At 41.1% G+C, this 15,581-nt stretch carries 10 protein-coding genes; 4 read left to right on the top strand and 6 right to left on the bottom strand.

What is annotated here, in order from left to right:
- The first annotated feature begins 41 nt into the window (after positions 1-41).
- On the top strand, positions 42-1,295 hold the full coding sequence (locus FTU06_RS08985; RefSeq protein ID WP_180146130.1) for an RES domain-containing protein: 1,254 nt from the start codon (positions 42-44) through the stop codon (positions 1,293-1,295).
- A gap of 138 nt (positions 1,296-1,433) precedes the next feature.
- Here the strand turns inward: FTU06_RS08985 and metH are convergent, their stop codons facing one another.
- Positions 1,434-5,123 carry a methionine synthase gene (gene metH, locus FTU06_RS08980; protein WP_180146127.1) on the bottom strand — a complete coding sequence of 1,230 codons (3,690 nt, stop codon included), beginning with the start codon at positions 5,121-5,123 and terminating at the stop codon, positions 1,434-1,436.
- 465 nt (positions 5,124-5,588) lie between these two features.
- On the opposite strand from metH, the gene FTU06_RS08975 reads away from it, so the two are divergent.
- Positions 5,589-7,208, top strand: a complete 1,620-nt coding sequence (locus FTU06_RS08975) for an inorganic phosphate transporter (protein WP_180146124.1) — start codon at positions 5,589-5,591, stop codon at positions 7,206-7,208.
- Positions 7,209-7,373: 165 nt separating this feature from the next.
- On the opposite strand, the gene FTU06_RS08970 is transcribed toward FTU06_RS08975, so the two are convergent.
- The 3 genes from FTU06_RS08970 to FTU06_RS08960 all read right to left on the bottom strand — a co-directional run bounded on the left by FTU06_RS08970 (position 7,374) and on the right by FTU06_RS08960 (position 10,187).
- Complete coding sequence (locus FTU06_RS08970; protein WP_180146122.1) at positions 7,374-8,924, bottom strand: hypothetical protein; 1,551 nt, start codon at positions 8,922-8,924, stop codon at positions 7,374-7,376.
- Positions 8,925-9,143: 219 nt separating this feature from the next.
- On the bottom strand, positions 9,144-9,323 hold the full coding sequence (locus FTU06_RS08965) for a hypothetical protein (protein ID WP_180005268.1): 180 nt from the start codon (positions 9,321-9,323) through the stop codon (positions 9,144-9,146).
- 246 nt (positions 9,324-9,569) lie between these two features.
- A complete protein-coding gene (locus FTU06_RS08960) occupies positions 9,570-10,187 on the bottom strand; it encodes a rhomboid family intramembrane serine protease (RefSeq protein WP_111884441.1) in 618 nt (205 codons plus the stop codon).
- A gap of 158 nt (positions 10,188-10,345) precedes the next feature.
- Here FTU06_RS08960 and nfuA point away from each other — a divergent pair, with 158 nt between their 5' ends.
- Positions 10,346-10,984, top strand: a complete 639-nt coding sequence (gene nfuA / locus FTU06_RS08955; RefSeq protein ID WP_078189947.1) for a Fe-S biogenesis protein NfuA — start codon at positions 10,346-10,348, stop codon at positions 10,982-10,984.
- A gap of 234 nt (positions 10,985-11,218) precedes the next feature.
- Complete coding sequence (locus FTU06_RS08950) at positions 11,219-13,414, top strand: TonB-dependent siderophore receptor (RefSeq protein WP_180146119.1); 2,196 nt, start codon at positions 11,219-11,221, stop codon at positions 13,412-13,414.
- Between the two features lie 36 nt (positions 13,415-13,450).
- Here the strand turns inward: FTU06_RS08950 and FTU06_RS08945 are convergent, their stop codons facing one another.
- Both FTU06_RS08945 and FTU06_RS08940 read right to left on the bottom strand, forming a co-directional pair.
- On the bottom strand, positions 13,451-14,458 hold the full coding sequence (locus FTU06_RS08945) for a hypothetical protein (protein ID WP_180113879.1): 1,008 nt from the start codon (positions 14,456-14,458) through the stop codon (positions 13,451-13,453).
- 46 nt (positions 14,459-14,504) lie between these two features.
- A complete protein-coding gene (locus FTU06_RS08940) occupies positions 14,505-15,545 on the bottom strand; it encodes an alpha/beta fold hydrolase (RefSeq protein ID WP_373423849.1) in 1,041 nt (346 codons plus the stop codon).
- Positions 15,546-15,581: the final 36 nt, after the last annotated feature.

Here is a 15,581-nt window from a genome sequence, read left to right as displayed (position 1 = left end):
TATAATTTTTTGATTTTAATAAAAATATTTGGATTTCTAAAATGTTGATTTGTAAAAACTGTATTGAAAAAAATATACCACCATATACATATGATAATGAAAATTTTGAAATTCAACCTTGTAATGTTTGTCAAATCGAAACTCAGCATTTGGATTATGAGGTTTTTAAAAATAAGTTATTTGAGATAATTTCTAAAAATTATAGATTTTTACGGGATTTGCCGTGGAGAGCAGGATGGTTTTTTGAAGGTCATGATGAGGACGGAGTAAGTAGTTTTTATAATTTAATAGAGAGTTTGGAGTTTAGTGATGAGCTCACAGAAAAATTAGCCGAGGATGGAGAGAAGGTATTTGGTGATGAATTATTAGTAATTTATGATGATTTCTTAGAAGAATATGAAGGTTGTGATAAAGAAATTGAATGGGGGAATATTCAAAAGAGTTTTCAGCACGAATTTAGATTTTTCAATTCAAAGTTGAAGGAGTTTTTAGATCATACATTTGAATATTTAATGGATCATGGAAATATCAGGTCATCACTTGTAAATACTATCGTACCTAATACGATTTTATATCGTGGTAGGAGTTTTGATAGTTTTAATGCTCTAATGAGAGAAATCAATGAAGAAAATTTATCATTTGAATATGAAGAAGAAAATGAAGAAATGTCAAAGAATATTAGGGATAAATTTGGATTAGTACCATCATTCTTAGCTAGCGATCAAAGAATGACACCTTTTGGAATTTCAGCTCTTTATTTGTCGACAGATAAAATGTCATGTGTAGCTGAAATTAGAGCTTTAGTTGGGCAATATATTGGTATTGCTCAATTTTCTAATAGGGTAGAGCTAAAATTATTAAATCTGAATAAATTAGCACAGGGGCTATATCCTCATCATTTAGATGAAAAATATTTGGAAAAATTGGATGTTTATATATTTTTTAAAAAATTAATCGCGAATATTGCTAAGCCTAAGCTTGAAAGTGGTAGATTTGATTATTTAATAAGCCAATATTTTTTTGAGTATTTAAGAGTAAAGTTTAGCGAACAAGTACAAGGAATTTTCTTAAAGTCAGTGCAATTACCTACAGCTGATAACATTATCTTGTTTCCAGAGACTACTAAGGAGGGAATAGATAGTTCAATTATATCGGGAAATAATAAAATTTATTTCTTATGGAATAAGGATTCAAGATACGGTCTAAGCATCTCAAAAGTTAAATCAATAGAAATTAAGACTGAAATTGAATATATATCTCACCCACGGATGAAAGAATCATCCGATTGGATTTAATCCCTCCCAGCCTCCCTTTAAAAAGGGAGGAGCTGTCACGTAATTAAATTGATACGCGAAAGTCCCCCTTTGAAAAAGGGGGATTTAGGGGGATTAAAAAATAAAAGCCCTCACTGTGAGAGCTTTTATTAATGCAAATTATTGAACCGAATCATCCAAATTCGGCGCTAACCAGCGTTTCGCTTCATCCAAAGTCCAGCCTTTACGCTTCGCATAATCCTCAAGCTGATCGCCTGCGATTTTACCCACGTTAAAGTATTGGCTTTCAGGGTTTGCATAGTAGAAACCGCTGACAGATGAAGGCGGCCACATCGCAAAGCTGGTGGTCAATTGCGTGCCAATCTTGTCGGTAGAGCCTAACCAGTCAAAGAGTGGTGCTTTTTCAGAATGCTCAGGACAAGCAGGGTAGCCCGGCGCAGGACGGATGCCTACATACTTCTCTTTAATCAATTCTTCATTGCTTAAGGTTTCAGACGCTTGGTTGCCCCAGAACTCTTTACGAATGCGCTCGTGCAAATGCTCCGCAAACGCTTCCGCAAAACGGTCACCTAAAGATTGTGCAAGAATTGCAGAGTAGTCATCGCCTTTAGCTTTGTACTCATTGGCCATTTCTTCTGCACCAAAGATCGATACAGTGAAACCGCCCAAGTAGTCTTCTGCGACACCTTTAGGCGCAATAAAGTCCGCTAATGACAAGTTTGGTTTACCTGTCACTTTATCAGACTGTTGACGAATGTGATGGAAGGTATGCGTAACCGATTGACCATCTTCGCTATACACTTCAACCGAATCCGCTGCAGAACGGTTAGCAGGGTAAATACCAAACACAGCACGAGCATCAAAACGTTTGTTGTCGATGATGTCTTTTAGCATGGTCTGTGCTTGTTCATACAAGTCAGTTGCTGCTTCACCTACAACTTCATCCGTTAAGATAGCAGGGAATTTACCTGCCAAACTCCAAGAAATGAAGAACGGTGTCCAGTCAAAGTACTCAACTAATGTTTCCAATGGATAATTGGTCAGCGTTTGCTTACCAATAAAGTTTGGCTTCACAGGCGCATTGGCAGCAAAGTCAATTTTTAAGCCATTTTCTACAGATTCAGCATATGTCAGCTTGGCAGCTTTTGGCTGTTTATTGGCAATACGCTCACGGACTTTTTCATATTCAGCACGTGTGTCTTCAACAAATTTAGGCTTCATTTCTTTAGAAAGTAAAGTTGTTGCTACACCCACAGCTCGTGAAGCATCGGCAACATAAATGACTGCATCATTTGAATATTGCGGATCAATTTTCACTGCCGTATGCGCTTTAGAAGTGGTTGCACCGCCAATCATCAATGGAACATTAAAGCCTTTGCGCTGCATTTCTTTCGCAACAAAAACCATTTCATCCAGTGACGGCGTAATCAGGCCAGATAGACCAATAATGTCGACTTTCTCATCAATGGCAGTTTGCAGAATCTTCTCGCAAGGCACCATCACGCCAAGGTCGATGATGTCATAACCATTACAGCCAAGTACTACGCCCACGATATTTTTACCGATGTCATGTACGTCACCTTTCACGGTTGCCATCAGGACTTTACCCTTAGATTGGCCAGCTGTTTTTTCCGCTTCAATGAACGGATTCAGCCAAGCTACAGCCTGTTTCATGACACGTGCAGATTTCACCACTTGCGGCAGGAACATTTTGCCTGAACCGAACAAATCACCTACCACGTTCATGCCGTCCATGAGTGGGCCTTCAATTACATCTAAAGGACGTTTAGCTTTCAGGCGTGCTTCTTCAGTATCTTCATCAATGAATGTGGTGATGCCTTTCACTAAAGCATGCTCAAGGCGCTTTTCTACGGGAAGCTCACGCCATTCCAAGTTTTCAACTTGTTTTTGTGCAGCGCCTTGACCACGGTATTTTTCAGCAACTTCAAGCAGCTTTTCTGTAGCTTCTTGATGGCTTTCACCTTGGTTTTGGTTCAAGATCACATCTTCAACCGCAGCTTTCAGTTCAGCATCAATATCATCATAAATCGCCATTTGACCTGCGTTGACGATACCCATAGTCATGCCTTGCTGAATGGCATGGTATAAGAACACTGAGTGAATCGCTTCACGTACAGGCTCGTTACCACGGAAGGAGAACGATACGTTAGACACACCGCCTGAAATCATCGCATGTGGTAAGTTTTGCTTGATCCAGCCTGTTGCTTCAATAAAGTCCACAGCATAGTTGTTGTGTTCTTCGATACCTGTTGCCACTGCAAACACGTTCGGGTCAAAAATGATGTCTTCAGCAGGGAAGCCAACTTCATTGACCAATACATCATAAGAGCGCTTACAGATTTCTTTTTTACGTGCAGCTGTATCGGCCTGACCATTTTCGTCAAAGGCCATCACAATCACGGCAGCCCCATACTGACGGCACAAACGCGCTTTTGCAACGAACTCGTCATAGCCTTCTTTTAAGGAAATCGAGTTAACAACCGCTTTACCTTGTACACATTTTAAGCCCGCTTCAATGATTTCCCATTTAGATGAGTCAATCATGATCGGCACACGTGAAATTTCAGGTTCAGAGGCTACAAGATTAAGGAAGTGCACCATTGCGCCTTCTGAATCCAGCATGCCTTCATCCATGTTGATGTCGATAATCTGCGCGCCGGCTTCAACTTGCTGCTGTGCAACTTCTAAAGCTTCGGCAAAGTTTTCTTCACGGATTAAGCGTAAGAATTTTTTAGAACCTGTTACGTTGGTACGTTCACCCACGTTCACAAAAAGTGATTCTTCAGTGATGTTAAATGGCTCTAAACCACTTAAACGACACGCAGGTTTAGTCTCTGGCACTTGGCGCGGGGCAATGTCTTTTACGGCATTGGCAATAGCACGGATGTGATCCGGCGTTGTACCGCAGCAGCCGCCAGTGATGTTAATCAAGCCACTTTCTGCAAATTCTTTAATAAAGGCAGCGGTTTGTTCAGGGGTTTCATCATAACCGCCGAAGGCATTTGGTAAGCCAGCGTTCGGATGCGCCGAAACAAAAGTATCGGCAACGTCAGCAATGGTTTTTACATGCGGACGCATGGCATCTGCACCTAGGGCACAGTTAAAGCCAATAGACAATAAGTCACCATGACGCACAGAGTTCCAGAACGCTTCAGCAGTTTGGCCAGTTAAAGTTCGGCCAGAGGCATCGGTAATCGTGCCTGAAATCATCAATGGCAATTCATAGCCAAGCTGATTAAACACTTCTTTCACTGCAAAAATGGCAGCTTTACAGTTTAAGGTATCGAATACAGTTTCAATGAGCAGAATATCGGCACCGCCTTCAATCAGGGCATGCGCAGCTTCAATATAGTTTTCTTTAAGCTCATCAAAAGTAATATTACGGAATGCAGGGTCATTTACATTTGGCGAGATTGAGCAAGTACGTGAAGTTGGCCCAAGCACACCAGCCACAAAACGTGGTTTTTCAGGTGTTGAGTATTTTTCACAAGCGGCTTTGGCAATACGCGCTGCTTCACGGTTGATCTCTGATACCAAATCTTCCATGTGGTAGTCAGACATTGAAACTTTAGTGCCGTTAAAGCTGTTGGTTTCAATGATGTCTGCGCCAGCATCGAGGTAGGCTTCATGAATGCCTTGAATAATTTGCGGCTGAGTCAACACCAATAGGTCATTATTGCCTTTGAGGTCAGATGCCCAATCTGCAAAACGCTCACCACGGTAGTCAGCTTCTTCGAGTTTATGACGCTGAATCATGGTGCCCATTGCACCGTCGATAATCAGAATCCGTTGAGCGAGCAGCTCTTTTAGGGTGGCAAGCGTGGACATAAATAACCCCAATCCGATGGAATATAAAATCGGCAAATATATTAACAGAATTCATTGCAGTTTTATTGATATTCAATCATCTTCACAGCGCGCAATTATTAGCTTGTTGAATTAATGAGCAATATTGCAACTTGTTAATTTCATATAAATGTATGGAAAGCTTCATGAATTTGTCATATTGCTCAGGCAAGATTAAAAAACATCCATTAGGGGTATGCAATATGACAAAAAACATGACAGATGAAATATAAGCTGAAACATTGGGTTTCAAAGAAAATAAAGTTTAAATACGCAGATTAAATAACTGATTTACTTTATGAAAGTAGAGTAGGGAAGTCGGTTTTTAACACTTAAAAAAAACAAATAAAGCATGAAAAATTGCTTTATATGACACCGCTTTGTCATATAATTGTCATAATTAAATTGAACAATATGGGGATTTTAAAATCCTCTATTCCTGCCTGCATGAATTCTAAACAAACTCCCGTAGATTCAGCGCACACGTCGACTCCTCAAAAGTCCACGAATGTTCATGTGCCTACACCGAAATTCTTTATGCCGGTATTTTTGACGGTGATTATTTCAACGTTGATATATATTGGTTTTCAGGTGACTGCCGATTTAGCGCATGTTCCGCCTTTAAGTCTTTATTCAATGATTTTATTGGGCACAGCCTTATTCATCGCACTTGGCTTTGAATTTGTAAATGGCTTCCATGACACTGCAAACGCAGTGGCAACAGTGATTTATACCAACGCCTTGTCAGCACCGGTTGCAGTAATGTGGGCGGGTTTCTGTAATTTTCTGGGTGTAATGGTTGCCAGTGGTGCAGTTGCTTACGGCATTATTGCTTTATTACCTGTTGAATTGATTATGAATGTCGGTTCAGGTGCAGGTTTTGCCATGGTTTTCGCTATGTTGATCGCAGCGATTTTGTGGAATTTAGGGACTTGGTTCTTGGGCATCCCGGCGTCTAGTTCGCATACTTTGATTGGTTCCATTCTTGGCGTTGGCATCATGAACTACCTGTTAAATGCAGGCGGTGGTGCGAGCGGTGTAGATATGGAGCAGGTGCTTAAAGTCGGTAAGGCGTTATTGTTCTCTCCACTGATTGGTTTTGCATTTGCAGCACTCGTTTTCTTGTTGGTGAAGCGTATTTTCCGCAAACAGCTTGAATTATTTCAACCACCAGAAGGCAATAAGCCGCCACCACCATTGATTCGTGCAATTTTGATCTTTACCTGTACAGGTGTAAGTTTTGCGCACGGTTCAAATGATGGTCAAAAAGGTATGGGTCTGATCATGCTGATTTTAATCGGATGTGTGCCATTGGCTTATTCATTGAATAAGAACTTAGATAATCAACATATTCAATCTTTCCATCAGTTATCTGCTCAAACTGCGACTGCGATCTATGCAGAGCATAATGATATTCCTGATGCACAAGCACGTGATGTACTCACCAAATACATTCAAACCAAAGAAGTCAGCCCAGAAGTTGTGCCAGCTTTGGCAAGTTTGACCGATCATTTAGGTGAGCGTGTTGCACAGTATGGCGACTTAAAAGATATTCCTGAACAAGAAGTATCTTCGATTCGTAATGACATGTACTTAAGTACTACTGCTTTTAAACGTCTAGATAAAGCTGAACAACTACCAGCAATGGCAGAAGCTGAACAAAAGACAGTGAAGGAATATCGTAGTCACTTAGATTCGTTCTTACAGTACATTCCAACATGGGTGAAAGTCGCTGTTGCATTGGCACTGGGTCTTGGAACCATGGTGGGTTGGAAACGTATTGTTGTGACTGTCGGTGAACGTATTGGTAAAAACCACATGACCTATGGTCAGGGCATGTCTGCCGAGCTTGTTGCTATGTCAACGATTGCTGCTGCGGATGGTTTTGGTATGCCTGTATCGACTACACACGTACTTAACTCAGCGGTTGCAGGTACCATGGTCGCGAATAAATCGGGTCTGAACTTTGCAACAGTGAAGACCATTCTATCGGCTTGGGTCTTCACTTTACCTGCAACGATCTGTCTATCAGGCTGCTTGTACTGGTTATTCTTGAAAGTGTTCTAAGCAACTCAAATTCCAGATATAAAAAAACGCTGCTTCGGCAGCGTTTTCTTATGGCTTTATCTCAGACATCACCGATTTTAATGGGATGACTGAGAGCTGAATTAGAACAATCAAACTAGCGAGTTGAAGCTTTGCAAAGTTCAACACTTATTTGAACCAATGCAGTTACGCTTTTTTAAACAGTCCCAATACTTTTTTCACGGGCAATTTCTCTTCAGCAAAACCATACAGCGCTGCAAAAGGTAAGGCAGTACGCGCCAAATAAGCCACACGCCATAAGCCACCATGGTTGGCACCATGCATCATGAGTTCTAATGGGTGGTCTAGCGCCGTTTCAGGGTTAGCAACCGATTGAGGGTTTCTCAAGTCGTGAATCCATAAAGCCGCCATGAGTGCATTGGTGGTTTCAGGTTGGAAGGATTCCACATCAAATAAACTCGCACCATTAAATGCGGCTTTTAATAATGGATTCTTCGTCACTGAGCGGGTCGTGGTGGATGGCGCAATATTGATACTAACCCGCTGACCATTTTGACGTGCCACAGTTGCACGCCATTGTTGGATACGTTTTGCGAGTGCGTAGTTTGGACCTTGTTCCACCACCAGACAGTCAGCAATACCATAGGATTTTCCATTGTCTGCTGTGGTGGTTTGCTCATTATTTTGCTTAAAGAAATGCTGACCTGTGACTTTGGCAATACTTTGTGTCAATAGTTTTTGTGCAGAAGCACGGTTTTGGAATTTGGCTTGCGCTGCCGTAACAATCTCTTCTGGAACCGCATAGACATCGGTCGGAGTACACATAAACATCAAGCTGGTGTCGGCTTTTTGTTGGCTGACATAGGCCATGATGCTGTCCATTGCCATTGCAACACGAACATGCTTTTCACCATCTAAATAGGCAATTGCAGCCAGATCTAGTTGATGTTCACTTTGTGCAAGCCATTGTGCAATTTCAGGAATGTGTGTCAGTAAATTGGCGCCCAATTTGTGTTTTAGTTCTTGAATGGGTGTGTCTTCATGCACAGCGTCGAGACTTGGTGCATATAAAGTGGCATTACCGGATTGAACCGTGCTTAAAATTCGATCCCAAACACGTTCATTATTGAGGTCGATTGCCACAATATTGGCTTTCCATTTTGCTAACCACGTCAGAGGGCCAGCTTCGGAGGCAGCACCAAAAAGCACCATAGTCCGATCTGACAAATCGAACCATTCTGGGTGTGCAATGGCTTCACGTAATGCGTCGGCATGACTGGCTTCAATGATGCCAGCATCTTGCCATTTTTGAATCTGAGCCAGTAAAGCCTCACCTTGAAGTTTTTGACCATGATAGGGCACATACCACTCAGGCGCTGCGTCACTTTCACCTTTTAATTTCACGGTATGCAGCGGATGTGCAGTCAAAGCTACTGCATCTTTGAGCGTATACTTTTCTTGATTACGATAAAACTCAAAGACGTGATGCGCTTTATTTAAACCTTGCTCAGCAATGTTGATCGCAGCTTCAGATGATTGAATTCCTTGTTCAACCAAGGCTTTAAAATATTCAGGATATTTTTTACGCCAGTTTTTTTCTTGTTTTGCACGTACAGAAGAGTGATGGTCAACTGCAGCTAAGGCTTCAGCGATAATTTCACGACCAGTTTTAGATGTACTCGGCTTTTGGTTTGAAGCCGAAATGGGAAATTGAAGACCTTCAGTTGAACTCGACATGCAAAATATCTCAGCTAATTTTGTCATTAATATACAGATGTATACATTATCTATGCCAAATTAAAAAATAGGGTGGCATAAAGTGCCAGATTTATATGATTTGTCATGTGCTTTTGTGAACTTTCGTAGAATATACAGCTTCAAATTTTATTGCTGGAATTGAAAAAGCCTTCGGTTTGAAGGCTTAAAAGAAGAGGGCATGAAATCAGCAACGGCAAATCAACAACGGCCTTTTTTAGCCTGTCCGGGCGGGCAAAAGTCGCCATGTCGATCTGGGTAATTGTAAGGATAGTGATTACGATCTGGGTCGACCACGATACTGCCTTCACGAGTGTGAACGGCACAAGCACTCAACACGCAGGTCAACAGCAAACTTGAGAACATCAGGACTATTTTCATTGGAATTTTCCCTTTTTTATTCTGTGTCATTTCAGTTTAAATCAGGGCAAGGGAAGATAGCGTTTCAATCTGCTGTGAAATTGTATAGCTCGATATTCAAAGTGCGGTGTTGTAGATATGGGAAATTGGCTAAAGAAAAGATCAATGGTCATGAGGTTAAACTCGGCGCAATAAAAAAGCCTAAACTGAAACGGTTTAGGCTGTCATTTTTTAGGTTAAATCCAGCTGATTTTTTAGACTTAACGTTTAGAAAGGAACGTTTAATAACTGACTTAAGAAATGTGGAATGAGTTTTGGTTCAAGAATAATCGTCATGATTACACCATACGCTGCGCCCCAAAGGTGTGCGCTGTGGTTAATGTTGCTGTTGCCACGTTTACCTGACCAGATACTATAAGCCACATATAGCACGGCAAAAATAATTGCAGGAACAGGAATAAAGAATACAAAAATCAGTTTCCACGGTTCAAACAAGATATACGCAAAAAGTACCGCAGACACTGCCCCAGAAGCTCCTAAACTTGCCCAATGGGTATCATGCTTATGTTTTAAATAACTCGGAATAATTGCAGCGATCAAGCCGCCCAAGTAAAACAGCACAAAGCCCATGTCGAAGAAATATTGGCGATAAAAACTTTCAATCACGCTACCAAAGAAAAATAAGGTAATCATGTTGAATAATAGGTGCGCACCATCTGCATGAATAAAGCCATGGCTAATAAATCGGTCATACTCGCCACGACTGAGGGCTGGCGGCCAAAATAACAAACGATTCATCACTTTCTGATTTGAAAATGCAATCAGTGAAATCACCACCGTAATCAGGATAATGGTCACGGTGTGGTTAAAGGGTAGACCCAACATATATGACTATTCTACTTGTTAAAATTTATGCTCAATAATGCCATTAAAACGGCTTAAAGCGTGAACTTTCAGAATAATTCCGACAATTTTAGTTGATTTTTTTCTAATGCCCCGCATCTTAAGTTAAAATAGCGACTTCAGCTTGAGGAAATATTGTAATGTCGACTGAGAACAACAGCACAGCAGTTGCTGAAGAAATTCCAAACCTATTGATCACTCCAAATGCCCAAGAGTATTTGAAAGATCTTTTGGATAAACAAAATACACCGGGCATTGGTGTACGTGTTTTTGTGGAAAATCCGGGTACGCCACGTGCTGAATGTTGTATGGCTTACAGTGCACCAGAAGAAGTTGTGCCTACAGACTATAAACAAGACTATCCAGATTTCCCTGCATTTATTGACACACCGTCTATTCCATATCTTTTGGATGCGGTAATTGACTATAACAAAGACCGTTTTGGTGGTCAGTTAACTTTCCGTGCACCAAACTCAAAAGTGCCACGTGTGGGTCCAGATGCCTCTGTAGAAGAGCGAATCACTTATGTTCTACAGTCAGAAATTAATCCTGGCCTTGCCGGTCATGGTGGTAACTGTGCATTGGTAGAAGTGGTTGAAGATGCAGAGCATGGTTTAACTGCAGTGCTTAAATTCGGTGGTGGTTGCCAAGGTTGTTCTTCAATCGATTTAACCTTGAAACAAGGTGTTGAAACAACATTGAAGCAGCATGTACCTGAATTAATGCGCGTTGTTGACCAAACGGATCACAGTAATACTGAAGGTGCTTATTTCAAATAAGTTCAGTATTGTTATAAAAAAGCCGCAATGTTGCGGCTTTTTTTATTTTCTAAATGAAATAACACAAAGATATTTTCAATGGTTTCTTTGATCGTTACATCGAGATGATAAGGCATATCCAAAATATAAATGAGAATGATTATTAAAATTATTTGCATTATTGTTTGTGTCCGTTACAATGTGCAACACATTATTCTAGATTTCTCCATAAATACGTTCATTTGGAAGCACTCAATGACCAAACAACTATTCAAATCAACGCTGACACTTTCAATCCTCTGTGCATTGGTGAGTTTGTCGCATGCAGAAGATGTGCAAACTGAAGCAACAGACGAATCCGTAACGAAGATGGAAACCATTGTTGTTACCGCAGCAGAACAGGTTAAACAATCATTAGGTGCTTCAAAAATTACGGCAGAAGATTTAGAAAAAATGCCGGTTGTGAATGATATTTCAGAGTATGTGCGCCGTATGCCGGGTGTAAATTTGACTGGTAACAGTGCCACAGGGCAACGTGGTAATAACCGTCAGATTGATATCCGTGGTATGGGGCCTGAAAACACGTTGATCTTAATTGATGGCAAGCCTGTAAATTCGAGAAACTCAGTACGTTATGGCTGGCGCGGTGAGCGTGATACACGTGGTGATTCGAACTGGGTACCTGCAGATGCTATTGAATCGATTGAAGTGCTGCGTGGTCCAGCAGCAGCGCGTTATGGTTCAGGTGCGATGGGTGGTGTGGTCAATATTAAAACCAAGAAAGTGACCAACGACGTGCATGGCTCTGTGGAAGTTTTTACCAATCAACCTGAAGACGCTAAAGAGGGTGCTAGTCACCGTGAAAGCTTTAACTTGAGCGGGCCAATTCTCAAAGATGTCCTTTCATATCGGTTATACGGTAGTTATAACAAAACCGATTCAGATGCTGCGGATATTAATGCCTTAATGGACAATGGCGCGCGTATGGCGGGTCGAGAAGGCGTTGAAAATAAAGATATCGCAGGGCGCTTGGCTTGGCAGTTGAACGATCAACAAGTCTTGATGTTTGACGCAAGTGTTGGCCGCCAAGGCAACCGTTTTGCAGGTGACAGTCAAAACAGTGTATTTGATCCAGCCGATCCAAACAAAGCGCCTATTCTATCGGCTTTAATTGGTGAAGAAACCAATACCATTTATCGTGATAGTTTTGCATTAACCCATGAAGGTACGTGGGGTTGGGGCGATAGTAAACTCATTGCGCAATATGACAAAACCAAAAATAAACGCCTACCTGAAGGAACAGGCGGTAGTACTGAGGGACAGATTAATAATCTTGAAAATAAACAAACGTCATATCTAGAAACCATTCGTTTTAATGCAGAAGCCAATCTACCGTTCCAATGGTATGTTCCACAAGTATTAACTTTAGGCGCTGAATGGGTTGAAGATGACTTTACCGATACGGTTAATACACAAGCTGGCACAGGCGGTTTTGGTGATGTGTTGACCTCAGGTGACCGTTCACAAATGGATTCACGGATTGCGTCGGCCTATATTGAAAACAATATGAACTTGGGCGAAAGCACCGATGTCGTTTTGGCACTGCGCTATGATAATCATAGCAAATCAGGCGATAGCTGGAGTCCAAGTCTCAATATTACGCAAAAGCTTGGCGACTATTGGACATTAAAAGGTGGTGTGGCTAAGGCGTATAAAGCACCCAATATGTACCAAAATGCGGAAGGTTATCTGTTAAGTACTCGCGGTAATGGCTGTCCGATTGGGCTGAGCCAATGTCTATTACAAGGTAATGGCGATCTCAAACCTGAAACTTCAGTGAATAAAGAGTTAGGTGTGCAGTTCGAAAAAGACATCGTGAATGCAAGCTTTGCATGGTTCCGTAATGATTATAAAAATAAGATCGTTGCGGGGGATACACGTCTGGAAGAACTAGAAGTAAATGGTACAACGTATAATGTACTGCGTTGGATGAATACGCCGGAAGCTTTGGTGGAAGGTGTTGAAGGAAGTATTTCTTTAGATTGGGGTGATATCACGTGGACCAATAACGTTACCTATATGATCAACTCTGAAGATAAACGTACAGGCAATCCGCTTTCAGTGATTCCGAATTACACACTGAACTCTATTTTGAACTACAACATCACGGATCGATTAGACAGTAACTTTGTCTATACCCAATATGGTCGTCAAAAGCCACGTCAATATGCAGAAACCAGTCTCGAAAACAAAGCTGGCTTAGCGATGGATAGCGTGAAAAGTTATGGCATTGCAGGCATTAACTTTGGTTATAAATTTAATGCGGATTTGAGTGCTCGTATCGGTGTGAATAACCTATTTGATGAGCAGAAACTGCGTGATAAAACGGTCAACCAAACATATAACGAGCCGGGTCGTGCTTACTATGCAAGTTTGAAATACCAGTTCTAAGTATGTCCAAAAAAAAGCCGCTTCACGCGGCTTTTTTTATGTTGGGATATTTAAAATTTTCAGTGCTTCACTTGAGTAGTAAAACTGTTCTAAATATAGGCGTGAACGCTCACGTATATAACCTGACTCAATCATTTGTTGAACGATAGGATTGAGTAAATTTTGAAGTTCATGCTGAATCAGTGCTTCATCAATATTTAAATCACGCAGCAATAAATCAAAAGGGCGTTCTGCATTGCGCACGTACCAAGCGTATACGCCATCATGCACTTGCTGTTTCATATACTCAGACTGTCGCATAAAGTCCCAAATTTCATGACCCATAGCGACGGTTTGCGGCAAGTCCTGAACTTCAACATAGTTCTTTAATACCGAAACTGGCAGCGCTTTAATTTTATGCCACAAATTGGCCTGAAAATGGTACAGCTTATGATCATCAAAGTGCTGATTTAACACAGTTTCACTCATTTGACTGAGCTTTAAAATATTCTTTTGCAAATATTTACTGACTGCATTATCTAAATTGGTATCTGTGACGTTTTCCAGTACCGATTTCCCCATTTTCATAAATCGTGAAACACCGGGTACAGATTTTGCAATCACCGAATTATCTAAATAATCTTGTATCGCATGTTGAATCAATTGACTGATCATGGCTGAAAATGCAGGATTGTTGACCATGGTATGAATTAAACGCTGACGATGTCCCTGTTTACTTGCCACATACTGTGCAATTTTATCGATGGTCAACACTGGAATGATTTCGGCAATCGTAATGCTGTCATTTGCAGGGTGAATCAGTGCAAATTTGATATGTTCAGCAATTTGCTCAATTAGAAATTGACTTGTAGGGGTATTTAAAATTTGTTTCTGCAACAAGGCATTGATTTGATCAAAACTCCAAATTTGCTGCAAAGATTGTTTACGAAACCATTGATAAAAATGGGTGAATTCAGTGGCTACGGTATCATTGTGTGAAAAGCTCTGATCTAAAAAGTTCAGTTGAGCGTCAATCAACTGCTCAATCATCGGGTTTTTCTGCATACTTTCCCTGAAGCCCCAGTGATGGGTATCTAAAAATGGCGAATGCTCAGTTTAACTGAATCAGTTTATCTACCAAAGGATTTTTAAACTTTTGACTTTTCGCAAGGAAAGGTAAGTAATGGTCTGCAACTTGTTGTTCGGCTTCTAAGATTGGCATATGACCGACGTTATTTAAAATTACAGGGGTTTCTGCACGTTTCAGTAACGACTTGAGTTCGCCAGCCACTTCAACATTAAAGATTTTATCTTGTTTGCCCCAAAGGATCAGGGTTGGTGCTTCCACCGTTCGTGTTAATCGAGCAAAAGTTTCAGGGGTGTAGATTCGATTGAGCGTGACGACTTGATCGATCATTTTACTGGTGAAGGGCGCACGCGCAATTAAGATATTTTCCTGCGCTTCTTTAAGCTGTGTCGGAACATTAGGCGGATTCTGCATGAGTTTATGCATAACATCATCTAAATCCCCCGGTTTTGAAACGATTAAATTTTTAAGTTTATACGGGTCACGGGTATAACTGGTATTGGCTTGTTTATAAATGCCCGCGCTGTTGAGTAAAAATAAACTTTGGGTATCAAAAGGATATTGAGAGGCATATACCGTGGCAATGGAACCACCCAATGAGTGACCTGCAACATTCAGTTTATCTTCAATATCTATTTTAAGGACAAACTGGCGTAGTTGTTCCGTGACATTCGGGACAGAGACATCAAAATCGACAGGGACATGGGTATCGCCATTGGCCGGAAGGTCAGGGATGATCACGTGATAGTTCGGTGTTAAATAATGCGCAACACGGTTCCAATTATCACGTGTGCCACCTAAACCATGAATGAGCAAGATGGTCGGTTTAGAGCGTTGACCACCTTCGCTATAACTCCAATTCACATTCCCGACTTGAACACTGTGTGTGACTAAACCAGCCGCTTTACGTTCTTGGCTCAAATAATTTTGCACGATAGAGGGTACGGCCAGGTTTTTGCTGATGGGAGACGGATTTGCAGCCAAAGCATGGTTGGCAGTAAACGTCATACAGCAAATTGTTGCTAGCTTGAAAAAGCCAAAAACGCGTGAATGATGTCCTTTCATTGACGTTTACCCCAGTTAAATCGAATCGATATATTT

Source organism: Acinetobacter sp. YH12052, assembly GCF_013419835.1.
Taxonomy (GTDB): Bacteria; Pseudomonadota; Gammaproteobacteria; order Pseudomonadales; family Moraxellaceae; genus Acinetobacter; species Acinetobacter amyesii.
Note: the sequence above shows the minus strand (reverse complement) of the source record. Positions and strands in the feature narration are given on the sequence as shown.